Genomic DNA, 15,244 nt, shown 5'->3' with positions numbered 1-15,244 from the left:
AAAGGTTCGGCAGACCTCCTTTGAGTATTTCATTATATCAAGCGCTTTCATTTGTTATATTATCAATTGATTTATATGTTTGTAAACCATAAATGTAATGTTTATAAGAGTAAAATGAAAAATAAATAAGAGACGGGAAGAGGCAATAAAGGTCATTACATTCAAATAAACCAGTTGTCTTTCTCAAATTTAGGATTGAAATGGGGATCGATGATGCGATATTATTACGTTTAAGAAATGTGTTTAACTATTTATCAATCATTTTATATTAATACGAATCAAAAGCGTGAACCGACAATTCCCAACTACATAGGAGGTAAGAACATGAGCACATATCAAAATCAATTAATCGCACAATACACGTTCGAAGATGCCGGTCAGATCGGGAAGGACAGCTCCGGTAAGGGACATGATGGTATAGCCAAAGGTGAGATCCTACCTGTGGTATCCGAGTTGAAAGGAAGATCCGCGGTGACTTTCAACGGGGGAGCGAATGGAACTTCTTATCTGCAACTACCCTCGAATCTGCTTCGGGATGTAAGCGATAACACAGGAGTTACGATTGCCACTTGGGTGTTTCTGGGCAAGGGGTCCAATGTGTGGGAACGCATTTTTGACTTTGGTAAAGGGGAGAAGGGACCGTATTTATTTTTGACACGTCAGCTTCTGGGTACGTTATATGCCGGAGATAATCTGGTTGTTCATCCAAGTGGGGGAGTTGCAAGCGGTGAATGGATGCATATTGCACTCTCCGTGGCAGGCAGTCAAGGGGGGACGCTCAGCAGTGCGGGTCCGATTGTATATGTGAATGGGGAGAAGGCCGCAGACGGCTCGATCAGTCAGACATCCAGTGGCAATTATGCCAAACTGCGCGAATGGTTTGATTCGTTCACTGATCCTGAGAATTATAGCCAGAATTATATTGGACGCTCCCAGTATGCAGCGGATGTGGATTTTGCAGGTTCGTTATCCGACTTTCGGATCTATGGGGCAGCGCTCACCATGGATGAAGTTATTGAAGTGATGTGTGAATCACTGACAGATGAAGCGATTGTGAAGCTTGCGGCAGACAAGTATTTGTCCTTCCCCAACCGAATTATCACCAAAGATGTGTCACTGCCCGCACATTTGCTGGGTGATAAAGTGACGGTTCAGTGGAGTTCCAGTAATCCGGAAGTCCTGTCTGAGAATGGAGAGGTTCAGGCAATTACATCCGCACAAGAGGTTACGCTCCGTGCGCTTCTGAACAGAGGTGATCGTAAGCTGTACCACAGCTTTGACGTGTCTGTTGTGCCGGCGCATCTTCCGCCTTATACGGTCACCATCCATGGAGATCAGAAGGTGGCTGACATCAGTGAAGTGATGTATGGTTTGTTCTATGAGGATATTAATAACGCGGCAGATGGCGGTATCTATGCGGAGCTTGTCCAGAATCGATCATTTGAATCTTTTGCATTCGATACATACTCGCATGACTCTGGAGAGTGTGGTTGTTCGACTGGTCGAAATCGTGAGCCTTTGTTTGCTTGGTCAGGCGATACGGATAAAATGCTCGTGCAGCATACGGATGGACTAAACGTTCACTTTAACGTGGAAGATCCTGAAGTAAATGCTTATTATGTCACGGTTCAGGATGGGGCAACGATTCGGAATCGTGGATTCTCAGACTCTAACCAGTATTGTGCCATGTCCATCAAGCAGGGTGAAACATATGACTTTACCGTATGGGCAAAAGCAGAATTGGCAGGAACGATCACTGTTCAATTGCAGGATAGAGAAGACACTTCCATCAGTGATTCGGTAACGTTACATGTTGAAGGCGGAAACACATGGAAGAAATATGGCTTGTCACTTACCGGAACGGAAACTGTACTTGGTCAATTGGCACTTACGTTTGCAGGTGATATCTCCGTCGATATGGTGTCCTTAGTGCCTCAGAATGTATGGGGATCTGATCCGACAGAAAAAGGGATATCCGCTACAGCACATGCCAACTACACAGGTAATCCGAACTATCGATTGAGAAAAGATCTAATTCAGGCACTCGCAGATCTGCATCCAAAGTTCCTGCGTTTTCCGGGAGGATGTATCTCGGAAGGGTCCTTCATATGGGACAACGTATATGATTGGAAGGATTCTGTAGGACCCGTTGAGCTGCGCAAAGAGAATTATAATGTCTGGGGTTACATGATGACGATGGGGCTTGGTTATATGGAGTACTTCCAGTTGGCGGAGGATCTGAATGCTGCTCCGGTTCCAGTGATGGCTTGCGGTGTGTTATGTCAGGCACGTTCGGATTATGCTCATCCTGCGGGTGGGGCTTTAAGGGATTATTATATCCGCAACTTCACAGACCTGATCGACTTTGCGCTCAGTACAGATTTTGAACACAACGAATGGGCGGGGGTACGAAGCCAGATGGGACATCCTGAACCGTTTGATCTTCGTTATCTGGGCGTAGGTAATGAGAACTGGGGCACTGAGTTTTTTGCCAACTTCGAAGTATTCAAACGTTCGATAGATGACTACATGAAACAGAACTACCCTGATCATGAGCTGCACATTATCTCGACGGTTGGTGCTCAGGCGGATGATAATGCGTACCAGGAAGGATGGAAATTCCTCAGCGGGAACCTCACCGGTTCAGCTCAAGTGGCTTTTGCCGATGGTACTGAGGTGATTGAGGAGACGGTAACCTGGTATGAAAATCAGGACAATTATATGGACACCATCGCAGATGAACACTACTACCGCTCCAATGAATATTTGCTGAATAACGTAGATCGATACAACTATTATGACCGGGCTTATCATGAAGATGGAAGTATCGATTGGAAAGAAACATCCAAAGTGTTTGTTGGAGAATATGCTTCCACGGACAAAAACACGCTGGCAGGTGCGGTTGCGGAAGCTGCGATCATGACCGGATTTGAAAATAATGCAGACGTTGTTCGTTTGGCTGCCTATGCGCCATTGTTCAACAAAGTACTAACGGACGGTACCTATCGCTGGACGCCAGACTGCATCTGGTTTGATGATGAAACAGTATGGTATACACCGAATTATTATGTACAGCAGCTTTTTGCAAAATATGTAGGGGATCAGGTGCTTGAAACTTCATTCTCCACCTATAGCAAAGGCAAACCGCTGAGTCTCATTCCGCGTGGCGGCATCGAAATTGCAACAGGGAATGCAGAGATTGTGGTGAAACGAGTCACCGTCACTTCCAATGTGGATGGCAGTTTGATGTTTGATGAAGATTTCAGGGAACGTACAGCGCCTAGTGAGGCATGGAACCAGATTCCCGGATCGGAAGGATACACGTTAACCGAAGGGAAAGGGCTCATTTTGAAGGCACAATCAAGTGGATTGAATGGATTGTACCTGCTGAATGACGAATGGACCAACTACAAAGTTCACGTTGAGGCTGAGAGAACCTCGGGTGAGGATGGTTTTTACATTGGCGTGGGACTGACGGATATCTCACCTGAGAACAAGGATGTTATCGAGTACGCAATCAGTTACGGCGGGAATGCAACAGGCGTGAAGGTGTACAAACAAGGGATTGAAGGTTATACACTGGGAGACTATTCATCCAGCTCGGCAGCAGGTAACCTGAGAGCGGCCAATTATGAACCACTCGAGAATGGGACCGATTATACAATCACGGTTAACTATGGTGGGGATACAGGAAAAAATCTGATTTGTTCCTATACAGACGGACGTAATATCAGCAAGGTTCTGGATTACAAGCTGGAAGCTTACAACCGGGAAGTATTCCACTCTGTTACGAAAGATGAACGTCATGTGTATGTGAAACTGGTCAATGCAGATGGTGTAGATAAATCAACCCGGATTTGCCTTCAGGATCTGAAGGTTGATGCTTCAGCCAGACTGATCACACTTACTGGAGAAGATCATTTGGTACATATTCCAAATGTGAATCAGAAGAATGATGAGAAAGTGATTCCCCAAGAACAGGAGATAAAATTGAATGGTGAATCAGTGATCGTTGGTTTGTCAGCTCATTCGGTAAATGTTCTTATTATGGATCTTCTGTAAGCAAATATATAAATAAAGGCCCCCTTAAGCAGACATCTGTCGTTTGCGATAAGGGGGCGTTTTGCTATTGAACTTGTTTTGAAATAAAAAGGAATTACTTTTCCGCAATAAGATTAACATGTCAGTAGTCAGGAATGTTAACCAATAAGGACATGGTCCTCTGCATAACCGATTTTGGATGTGCGTTTCTTCTGAGCCAGTGCGAAAGCCAGAGTTAACGGTCCCAATCGTCCTGCAAACATCGTAATAGAGACTATAATTTTACCGGCAACACTCAACTCACTTGTCAGACCCATCGAGAGTCCAGTGGTGCTAAATGCTGAAGTGGCTTCAAACAGAACATCCAGAAAATGATTTTCAAGAATGCCTTCGGATATGGATAGCAGAATGGAGATCCCAAGCACAAAGGCGAGAGAACTTAAGACAACAGCGAGTGCACGCATTACTGTTTCTTCTGCGATTTTACGCTCAAAAGCATGAATCTGTCCACCGCCCCGAAATGTTTGTATGGTTGCAAGAACAAGGACTACAAAAGTATTGATTTTAATTCCTCCACCCGTTCCGCCGGAAGAAGCCCCAATGAACATTAGGATAATAATGAAAAATTGGGATGTGGCCAACATACTTCCAATGTCAATGGTATTGAATCCAGAGCTTCGAGGAGCAGTGCCCTGAAATAGAGAAGCCCATATACGTTCACTGTAAGATAAATCAGCGAACGTAGAAGGATTCCAACTCTCAAGTAAAAAAATGGTGAGAAATCCAAACAAGTACAGAGAAAAACTACCGATTAACACAATTTTTGAATGAAGGGAGAGCTTTCTCCATGAACGTTTGCGGAATACATCCACAACCACAATATAACCCAAGCCGCCTATGATAAAGAGCGTAATGACTGTAAGATTAACAATCGGGTCACCAACAAATGGGGTAAGGCTATCACTCCAAAGAGAGAAACCCGCATTATTGAAGGCAGAGATGGAATGGAATATGGCGTAATAGAAAGCTTGTCCCCATCCCAGATCGCTCTGCCAGCGCAATGTAAGAACCACGGTAGCCAGAGCTTCAAAAGCAAAGGCTATAAGTACAATATACATGGATAGCTTAACCAGACCTTGAGCAGAGGAGGTATTGGTGGCTTGTTGAATAAGAAGCCTCTGTTTCAAACCAATCCGTTTCCCCAGAATAATGGCAACCATTACACCTAGTGTCATGAAACCCAGTCCACCAACCTGAATCAAAATCATGATGATGACCTGTCCGAATGTTGAAAAGACACTCCCTGTATCCAAGACAATCAGCCCATTTACACATATAGCGGAGGTTGCTGTGAACAAGGCATCAAGTAAACCGATGGAAGTCCCGGTACTTGAAGATATCGGCAGTGCCAGCAATATGGCTCCGATCCAGATGAGAGTGAAGAAGATCATCATGATGAGTTGTGGAGGGCTCATATTATTTTTTAACTTGTTTACAATTGATTCAATGTTTATCAGAGTCGGAGTTCCCGTCACGCGTTTATCTCTTTCGTTCATAATCACTCTCCAGATTTCGAATGTCATCGTTACTGCCTATTAACAAGAGCATATCTCCCGCACGGACTGTGTCTTCCGCCATGGGTGAGATATTCAGGTTATTCCCCGTTTTAATGGCGATAACCGTACATCCATATTCAGCCCGAATATTGAGTTCTAGCAATGTCTTCTGATTCATACTTAAGGGAGCTTTGATCTCGACCAGATTATAATCTGAAGACAATTCAATGGAATCAATAATGTTGTCTGAGCTAAGCTGATTTCCCAGCCTTGTGGCCATGTCACGTTCAGGATAAACGATCTGATCCGCACCAATCTTGCTAAGCACACTGCCATGGTTATCATTTTTTGCTTTGGCTGTTACTTTGGGCACATTAAGTTCTTTCAATAACAAAGTGGTTAGTATACTTGCTTGCAGATCTTCGCCGATCGCGACAATGGCGTGTGAAAAGTTGCTTGCCCCAAGCTCCATAAGGACTGATTTGTCAGTGCAATCTGCCTGTACCGCATGGGTTGCCACCGTTGAAATCTCCTGAACAAGAATTTCGCTTTTGTCTACAGCGAGCACTTCATGCCCATTTTTAATGAGTGTGTGTGTCAAGCTTGAACCGAATCGTCCAAGGCCAAGTACCATAAATTGTTTTTTCATAATATCCCTCATTGTAATCAAAATAAATAACGGTTTCCTCTACACCCTAATGGTAAATATTACATTACGTACACTGGAATGTAAGGTTTCATATCGTAGTTAGCAAATCCTGTCCGCCATGTCTATGTTAAGCATATCTCAAAAGAGTTCATTCTAAAGGCTTAAGAATAGAATTGCAACTGATTCGTTTCTTTTTTGGTATAGCGGCTGAACTGAACTGTGGAAAGCAGTCAACAAAAGATACCCAAAGTAAATAGCCCACACTATTGCGGTGATCTGGCTACTCCTATAATAAACGTTGAAGGAGGAGTCAGCTATGCGTTCCAACTACAAACAATTTATCCGAAACGTTCCGCTTCATCTCATGATTCTGCCCGGACTGCTGATTATTATTGTATTCGGTTACATTCCGATGGCGGGGCTCTCTATTGCCTTTCAGAATTTCTCTCCCATTGCCGGATTCAAAAACATGAACTGGGTGGGGTGGGATAATTTCAGGTATCTGTTCGATCTGCCCGGTTTCTCGCAAGTTGTATGGAATACGGTATTTATATCAACGATGAAAATTGTGTCCGGCTTGGTCATTCCGGTACTTGTAGCCTTATTGCTCAACGAGGTTCGCAAGACAGGTTTCAAAAGAACGATTCAGACTGTAATTTATATGCCTCACTTTTTCTCTTGGGTTATTCTGGCGGGAATCATCGTGGATGTGTTATCTCCCAGCACGGGGATCGTTAATATGTTGCTCAAAGCCCTCGGAATTGACCCAATTCAATTCCTGGCCAGTAACGAGTGGTTTCCATACATACTTGTCATTACAGACCAATGGAAAGAATTCGGATTTGGTACGATTATCTATCTTGCTGCCCTCACGAATATTGATAAATCTCTCTACGAAGCTTCTGTTATGGATGGAGCGGGAAGATGGAAGCAGACATGGCATATCACACTGCCCGGCATTCGCCCGATCGTGATTTTGATGGTAACGCTTAGTCTGGGTAACGTACTTAACGGTGGCTTTGACCAAGTGTTCAACCTCTATAATCCATTGGTATATGAATCAGGAGATATTCTGGATACGATGATCTACCGGATTGGATTGCAGGATGCACAGTATTCCGTATCCACAGCGTTGGGTCTGATCAAATCTGTTGTTTCCTTCATTTTTATCGGACTTGGTTATTTCTTGGCCTATCGGTTCGCGAATTATCGGATATTCTAGAAAGGAGGCAGAGTCATGCACCACGCTTCAAGAGCCTATCGGTGGTTCCTAGGGTTTAACTACGTCATCCTGACGATTCTTGCCTTGTTATGCCTGTTCCCGATTGTGAATATATTAGCGATTTCATTTAGTTCAAGTGATGCGGTCAAAGCGGGAAGCGTCACATTCTGGCCTGTGGATTTTACATTGTCCTCATATCAATACATTCTGGAAAATCAGCAATTCCTGAACTCATTTGGAACGAGCCTTCTACGTGTCATTCTGGGGGTTACGACCAATCTGATCTTCACGATTCTGGTAGCTTATCCGCTCTCCAAAGAGGCTGCCAAATTCCGTTCAAGAACGTTCTATGCCTGGATATTCGTATTCACCATGTTATTCAGTGGAGGATTGATCCCGGGTTACCTGGTGGTTAAGGAAGCGGGATTGTTGGATTCCATCTGGGCTCTGATTCTGCCGGGTGCCGTTCCGATCTTCAATGTACTTTTAATGCTTAATTTCTTCCGGGGATTACCGAAGGAGCTTGAAGAAGCTTCCTGGATGGATGGGGCAGGACATTTCCGCACCCTATGCAGCATTTATCTTCCAATCTCTTTGCCAAGTATCGCGACCATTACGCTGTTCGCCATGGTGGGACACTGGAACGCCTGGTTCGATGGCATGATCTACATGAAAAGCCCGGAAGGTTATCCGCTTGCTACCTATCTTCAGTCCATGTTGCAGCAGGTGACGATGATTCAGAGCGAGATGATGACGCTGGAGGATGCAACGCTCTTAAGTCAGGTATCGGATAGAACAACCCAAGCTTCCCAGATCTTTTTGTCCGTTATTCCGATCCTGCTTGTGTATCCGTTCCTGCAGCGGTATTTCGTTCATGGGCTTGTCGTCGGAAGTGTAAAGGGATAAGATCGATAGGAGGAAGACCGATTGATGGAAGGAGCCGATTTCTGGCTCCTTTTTTGCTATTGATGAGAGAGCGTGAGGAGAGGAGGAGGGAAACATTGCGATTCATCCGGGGAAGATGGAGAGAGTCATCCATTGTTGTCAAACTGATGATTGCTTTTGTACTGGTCATTCTGCCCTTGTATGGGATAAGCATTATGATTACGCAAGTCAGCTCCAAGCAGATGCAGACTGAAGTCGAGAAGGCACATGAGTCCAAATTGTACTTCTACCATAATCATCTGCAATTCGAATTGGAGCGAATGAGTGCGCTGGTTACCGAATTTTCATTTGATGAAACCATGTCCACACTAAGTACACGAGCCGCAATTATGAACAGGTATGAAGTCACATCCAGTCTGAACAATATCCACAATAAGCTGGGTCAGATCATGGTGACAAGTCCCTATATTAGTGATGTGGTGTACTATGTTCCTGCTCTGCACAAACGGGTCAGTGCCGCGGACGGGATTCGCGACGTGGAGGATAACGAATGGCAGAATCTGCTCGCCACGATGGGGAATCTAAATGGCGAATTATCACATTCCAATAACGATCTCTATTTTCTGAAAAGTAATCCATATAACATGAACCATGAGGAACCACCCAATTTCATATTAGGGATACGCTTGTCTGCTGAAGAACTGAAACATCGTTTGCAGCAGCTATCGGAAACGGGCGAAAGTGAGATTACACTGAGTTTTGGTGAACAGCAACATGTAGTGATTTCTTCTTCCGAGCAGTCAGCACCTGTTAAACCGCTTCGAACAGTTTCACCTGAACCGTCCGAATCCATGCAAGTTACAAAGTTTCAATCTGATCCATATCTCTATTATTCGTTGCATGATAAGAATCACTCGTTCACCCTGACAGCTACTATACCGCAGGATGTGCTGAGTGCGCCGCTGGAACAATACAACGTATGGTTATGGATGGTCACCTTCATGTCGGTTGTGATCATTATTGTCTTCTCGTTTTCGATCTACAGATCAATTCACCAACCGCTAGCGGTACTCATTCGAGGATTCAGGATGGCAGAGCAGGGCCAGACAAGCGTACATATTCCTTCAGCCAGAAGGGATGAATTCGGCTATTTATACTCTCGATTCAACCATATGATAGAGCGCTTACATATTTTGATCGATGAGAATTATGTTGCACGCATTCGAACAAGTGAGGCGGAACTCAAACATCTGCAATCCCAGATTCAACCTCACTTTTTATACAACAGTCTGTTCAGCATCAAGCAGATGGCTGAGGTAGAGAATGTGGAGCTCATTCAGGAATTCACCGACTATCTGGGTCAATATTTCAGGTACATGTCTCGGGATTCTCATACAGAGGTATCGTTGGGTGCTGAAATTGATCATGCGCTGGTCTATGCATCCATTCAGAAAATCCGGTTTGGCTCGAGGATTCAATTGCAATTGGAGGATCTGGATGCAAGGTACAGAATGATTTCGATTCCCAGAGTTATTATCCAGCCGATCGTGGAAAATGTGTTCGAGCATGCACTAGCCAAGCGTAGTCAGGGAGGGATTTTACAGCTTTCATACCAACAGGATCAGGACAACCTATCCATTCGCATTGAGGATGATGGGGATCAGTTAACCGACGAAACATTGAATTACCTGAAATCTGCCTTTGAGAAAATAGAGCGGAAACATGGAAACGAAGAGATAACCGGGCTCTTGAATGTGAATCAGCGATTAAGAATCAAATTCGGGGCTGCCTATGGTCTTACAGCGCAGCGAAGTGAGCTCGGTGGGTTGTGCATTATAGTGAAGATTCCATGGAAAGGGGAGTAGCGTTATGCAACGAATGCTTATTGTAGATGATGAACCCGTTATTTTAGATGGACTGTATGCTTTCTTTCAAAAGGCGAACTTTCAGGATATGGAGATAATCAAGGCATACTCTGCCTATGAAGCTATCGATTGGCTGAACTCGGTCAAGATTGATATTGTACTCAGCGATATCTGTATGCCTGGTATGGATGGCATGCAATTGATCGAGCAGATTATGGATCGGTGGCCACGATGCAAAGTTCTCTTGCTGACCGGTCATAACGAATTCGATTATGCACACCAAGCCATTCGCAATCCGTGCGTTGTTGATTACCTGTTAAAGACAGAGGGCATGAATCATATACGGGCCGCGGTAGAACGGGCATTAACACAGATCTCGGAAGAGAATGATTTTCGCTACCAAGCTGCCTGGTTTCGCAGTAAATTGCCAAGAGCGCTGCCCCAGTTACAGCGTCAATTGCTGCTGGATGTGCTTAAGCAAACGGATAGACATGATATTGTTTCACTTCAGGAAGAACTGGATGCTGTGCAGTTACCTTTCGAATCCGATCAACTCGTTATTCCTGTGATCATCCGGGTAGAGGAGTGGAACAACTATCAATCTCAGGCGGATCGCAGTCTCATCCGCTATGCCGTTGCCAATGTTGCGGAGGAGCTGCTGCAAGACAAGGCTAAGGTGAAGGCGATTGATCTGGACACTCAGGTGATCGCGTGTTTTATTCAATCGCAAGAGACATATCCGTCACACGTATCTGATACACAAGGGGAACGAGGTAGTCAGCTGGAGAGCTGGGTGCAGACCCTTCGTTTTGTCTATGGCACTTTGGAGTCTGTACAGCAATCCTGTGCAGACTGCTTGAACCTGTCTGTATCCATTATGGTCAGCGAGCAGGCGGTAGAGTGGAGCAGGGTTAATCAGGCAATCGGGCAGTTACGCCTGTCGATTCATGAGAGTCCCGGGCTTGGGATGGAGAAGCTGCTTCGTGTAAATATCCAGGATGAGTTGCCTTACACCCCTAGCATTATGAATCAACAGGGTGTTGTAACACTGCATCTGGATCAGATCAAACAGCGAATAACCGCCGGGGATCGGGAATGGATGGAGCCTTTCCATAAATGGACCGAGGCTGCGAAGGAAGGGCTTCAAGATCCGTTCTTTCGCATGAAAACGTATACGGGTGCAGCCAATGTACTCATTGAAGTCCTGCACGAACTGGGGTTGTATGAATCGGCAATGGAAGAAATATCGCTTTCCCGAATGCTGCATTTTGACATCCATACCGCATGGTCTGATCTGGTCATCTTTTATCAATCGGCATACGAATGGATGATCTCCAAACGAAGTGATGCCCGCCTAAACGACCAATCACAGATTCTGATCACGATCCATCATTATATCAAACACCATCTGGAGGATGACCTCTCACTCACACGGATCGCACAAGAAGTCTCGCTTAACCCTTCTTATCTGTCGCGTTGGTATAAACGAATTACCGGCAAAGGCATATCAGACTACATCCATGACCGCAGAGTGGAGCGAAGCAAAGAGTTGCTTCTGGGTTCTTCCTGCAAGATGCATGAAATATCCGCGAAAGTTGGATTTAGCGATCAGCACTATTTTTATCGTTTCTTCAAAAAAGCAACAGGCTGCACCCCTCAAGAGTATCGGGATCAGAAAAGTTAAATGATTTCTCAAATGGTAAATCAAAGATACCAGATGTCAACGGGATACACTCGAAGTGATAGCGCTTTCTTTGTAATATAAAATTATACCTCACGGGAGGAGAAAAAAGGGGGATTCACATGAATATATCATTCAAGAAGTTCTCATTATTAACATTAACCATGGTACTGGCCACCACGCTTGCTGCCTGTTCATCTGGTGCGGGAAGTGCCGAGAATGAAGCTGAACCGAACACACAGCAGGATGCGGGAGGACCACTTACGAAATATGACCCACCCATTAAATTGACTTCCACCATGAATGAAACAGGGAAAGAATCGCTTGCGCAAGGAGATACACACGCCAATAACATCTGGACCAGAGGGTACAAGGATGAACTTGGTATTGATGTAACGTATGAATGGATTGTTCCAGATGCCAATTATAACGATAAGATGAATGTCACACTGGCGAGTGGTGATCTGCCGGATGTCCTGAAAGTGAGTGCTGTTCAATTCGAACAACTGCATGAAGCGGGAATGCTGGAGGATCTGACCGAAGTATATGACAAGTATGCATCCGAACTGGTGAAGGAGTTCATGTCTGCTGAAGATGGAGCAGGTCTGAAGCCGGTAACGAAGGAAGGCAAAATATACGCCATGGTGAGTTTCCCAGGCTCGCTGGATTCCTCGGATATGATCTGGATTCGTCAGGACTGGCTGAAAAAGGTTGGTCTTGAAGCGCCCAAGTCCATGCAGGATGTCATCCAGATTGCAGAAGCCTTTACCTTCGAAGATCCAGATGGAAATGGCAAAGATGATACGTATGGTATTGCCTTGAACAAAGATTTACCTATAAACGCGTTCTTGCTCGGCTATCATGGTTATCTCGAAACCTGGATTAAGGATGCTTCAGGTCAAGTCGTGAATGGAACGATCCAACCGGAAGTGAAAGAAGGATTGCGTGAGCTTCAGACTCTGTATCAGAAGGGTGTGCTTGATCCCGAATTTGGCGTGAAGGATTTTGCTAAAATGATGGAGGATGTGAATGCAGGCAAGTCAGGCATGTTCTTCCTGCCACAATGGGCACCATTTCAGGTTAGCAGCATGATTAAGAAAGACAAGAACATCGACTGGATGGCTTACCCGGTTCAATCGATTGATGATCAACCAGCCAAAACACAGAATCATCTTAGTCTGGGCGGTATATTTGCCGTTCGTAAAGGCTACGAGCATCCAGAAGCGTTGATTAAACTTCTTAATTTCCAGGCTGAAAAAATGTTCGGTGAGTCTGCCAAGGAAGAACGGGCTGCTTATTTGAATGGACTGACAGGTCTTGGTTTTCATAATGCAACAGTGTCCAACCTGCCAGCCAACAAAAATGTGAAAGCACAGGACGAAGTAGAGCAGGCGCTCAAAACTGGAGATACGTCCGGATTGGAACTCGAAGCGAAGCTATTCTATGACGATATTATGGATTATCGGAATGGGAATCTCGACAAGTGGCATATGGAGCGTATCTTTGGCCCAGAGAGTTCACAAGGTGTGATTAAATATTATCGGGATAATGACCTCATTGTCATGAATGAATTCATCTATGCACCGACGAGAACAATGAATACGAAGCAAGCTACACTGGATAAACTGAGAGCCGAGACGTTTCTGAAAATCATCTATGGTAACTTGTCGATTGACGAGTTTGATAATTTCGTAGCCAATTGGAAGAAACTTGGCGGGGATCAAATCACACAAGAAGTAAACGATACCATCGCAGCTAACCAATAAAGGATTAATTGATATAATCCAAGAATGAAAAATGAGAAAATGGTGCTCTCCTAAAGGGAGCACCATTTTTTCGGGTCTAATTATTTGCGTTTCAATAACAGAACTCCACTGATTGTTGACGTTTTCTGGCGGTATACCACTTTGAATCCAATATCATTGTCCAGCAAGCAGTTCAGTGCATTGATCAACCGTGCACCAGGAACCAGTGTGAATGTACATGGAGACGTATTACCAATCACACGTACACTTTGGATTCTGCGCGCAGAACCGGGAATGAGCGGATTTCTAGACCAATAGATTAATACCAGATCGGGTTGTGGAACAGCATTGACACGAGCCATACTAATCATCTCTTTTCTATTAAGGGTTCTTAATAGTAGATGAAAAGTAGAAGAAAGGGTGTTAGACGGAAGTCATGCTGTTCAATAAATAGACTCTACTTATTCGTAGAATGCTGCTTCGATGGCAACTTGTCCCCTGGTGTTCCCTTGCCGTTGTTTTTATTTTGACGTGCTTTTTCGGCATTTTCGTTAACTTTCTTCACAAAATCTTGAGTGCTTTCCATTGAAAATTACAGCTCCTTCCACAAGCAAAATGTGTATTCCGATTCTTAATATAACCACTGGAAAGTGATTTTATTTTGGGGACATCGCTTTTAATTTTGATTCAACAATCCAAGGTCAGTTGGGACATACTGGACATGGGAAGTGTAGCCGTCTAAACTAGATAGACCAGACATAATAAGAAGGGATGCGCCGATCCAAATATGTTGCAGAAATTCGGTTTTACACAATATGAGAGCCAGGTATACGAGGCTATATTTGCACAAGATGAACCGCTTGATGCCACATCCATTGTTAATTACTCCAACGTTCCCAAAGCTAAAATTTATGAAGTACTTAATCGCCTGATCGACAAGGGAACGGTGCTGACAACGATGGATGGGAAGAAAAAATTATATATGGCTGTGGATCTTCAGTCCATTATTCATAAGATCAAGGCTGAATTTGAGAAAGATATTGAGGAATTGAAAAGTTACAAAATCAAACGTACATTTACGGATGAGCATATTTGGACGTTAAAAGATGAGTCGTCCATCGCATCGAATATCGAACAACTTATCGAGGAAGCAGATTCATCAATTCTTTTTCTGGCCTGGAATGAGCGAATGGAGAAATACCGTGAACTGCTGGAGCAGAAGGAAAAGCAGGGCGTGTACGTTGAAGTGCTTGCCGTTGGGGGAATGGAGACATCCTTAAATCGGATATACTCGTTGATTCCATTGCTTGATGCGCCGGAACCTTCACAACTGCTTATTGTGGATCATGCATATCTGCTGTTTGCCGGTGTGGAGCACGATTCATGGCGAGCGATCAAGACGATGTCCAAACCGATTGTCAAAGCGATGACTGATTATTTCTACCATGATGTTGCGCTTACTCAAATTACCAAAAAATACGGTGACCAACTGTTACAGGATGCTGAAATCGAGAAACTGCTCACCAGATTGATCTATTAAAACTATTCTCTTGGAGAATAGTTTTTTTGTTATATCTTTGTTAAAAATAATCATGAAAAT

General features: G+C 44.3%; 11 protein-coding genes. 7 read left to right on the top strand and 4 right to left on the bottom strand.

Going from position 1 to position 15,244, the window contains the following annotated elements; genetic code table 11:
- Positions 1-324 precede the first annotated feature (324 nt).
- Complete coding sequence (locus tag FE296_RS29835; protein WP_150367389.1) at positions 325-4,062, top strand: alpha-L-arabinofuranosidase C-terminal domain-containing protein; 3,738 nt, start codon at positions 325-327, stop codon at positions 4,060-4,062.
- Between the two features lie 137 nt (positions 4,063-4,199).
- On the opposite strand, the gene FE296_RS29830 is transcribed toward FE296_RS29835, so the two are convergent.
- A complete protein-coding gene (locus tag FE296_RS29830) occupies positions 4,200-5,597 on the bottom strand; it encodes a TrkH family potassium uptake protein (protein ID WP_150367388.1) in 1,398 nt (465 codons plus the stop codon).
- Positions 5,581-6,246: a potassium channel family protein gene (locus FE296_RS29825; RefSeq protein WP_150367387.1), complete on the bottom strand. Its 666-nt coding sequence runs from the start codon at positions 6,244-6,246 to the stop codon at positions 5,581-5,583. Before FE296_RS29825 ends, FE296_RS29830 begins: the two co-directional genes overlap by 17 nt.
- A gap of 316 nt (positions 6,247-6,562) precedes the next feature.
- Between FE296_RS29825 and FE296_RS29820 the strand changes: the two genes are divergently transcribed.
- The 5 genes from FE296_RS29820 to FE296_RS29800 all read left to right on the top strand — a co-directional run bounded on the left by FE296_RS29820 (position 6,563) and on the right by FE296_RS29800 (position 13,665).
- The gene (locus tag FE296_RS29820; protein WP_105598577.1) at positions 6,563-7,468 is read left to right on the top strand and encodes an ABC transporter permease; all 906 of its coding nucleotides are present in this window, start codon (positions 6,563-6,565) and stop codon (positions 7,466-7,468) included.
- 15 nt (positions 7,469-7,483) lie between these two features.
- A complete protein-coding gene (locus FE296_RS29815) occupies positions 7,484-8,374 on the top strand; it encodes a carbohydrate ABC transporter permease (protein WP_124114516.1) in 891 nt (296 codons plus the stop codon).
- A 95-nt stretch (positions 8,375-8,469) separates the two neighbouring features.
- Positions 8,470-10,218, top strand: a complete 1,749-nt coding sequence (locus FE296_RS29810) for a sensor histidine kinase (RefSeq protein ID WP_223869094.1) — start codon at positions 8,470-8,472, stop codon at positions 10,216-10,218.
- Positions 10,219-10,222: 4 nt separating this feature from the next.
- A complete protein-coding gene (locus FE296_RS29805; protein ID WP_150367386.1) occupies positions 10,223-11,902 on the top strand; it encodes a response regulator transcription factor in 1,680 nt (559 codons plus the stop codon).
- 119 nt (positions 11,903-12,021) lie between these two features.
- Positions 12,022-13,665, top strand: a complete 1,644-nt coding sequence (locus FE296_RS29800; protein ID WP_150367385.1) for an extracellular solute-binding protein — start codon at positions 12,022-12,024, stop codon at positions 13,663-13,665.
- An 80-nt stretch (positions 13,666-13,745) separates the two neighbouring features.
- Here FE296_RS29800 and FE296_RS29795 read toward each other — a convergent pair whose 3' ends face one another.
- Together FE296_RS29795 and FE296_RS29790 are read right to left on the bottom strand one after the other, a co-directional pair.
- Entirely contained in the window at positions 13,746-14,006 is a 261-nt protein-coding gene (locus FE296_RS29795) for a hypothetical protein (protein ID WP_105598581.1), read from the bottom strand.
- Positions 14,007-14,101: 95 nt separating this feature from the next.
- Positions 14,102-14,230, bottom strand: a complete 129-nt coding sequence (locus FE296_RS29790) for a DUF4023 family protein (RefSeq protein ID WP_124114522.1) — start codon at positions 14,228-14,230, stop codon at positions 14,102-14,104.
- A gap of 201 nt (positions 14,231-14,431) precedes the next feature.
- Between FE296_RS29790 and FE296_RS29785 the strand changes: the two genes are divergently transcribed.
- Positions 14,432-15,184, top strand: coding sequence for a TrmB family transcriptional regulator (locus tag FE296_RS29785; RefSeq protein WP_124114523.1), 753 nt, complete (start codon positions 14,432-14,434; stop codon positions 15,182-15,184).
- Positions 15,185-15,244: the final 60 nt, after the last annotated feature.

It is taken from the genome of Paenibacillus sp. UASWS1643, assembly GCF_008693195.1.
In the GTDB taxonomy this organism is placed as follows: domain Bacteria; phylum Bacillota; class Bacilli; order Paenibacillales; family Paenibacillaceae; genus Paenibacillus; species Paenibacillus amylolyticus_B.
Note: the sequence above shows the minus strand (reverse complement) of the source record. Positions and strands in the feature narration are given on the sequence as shown.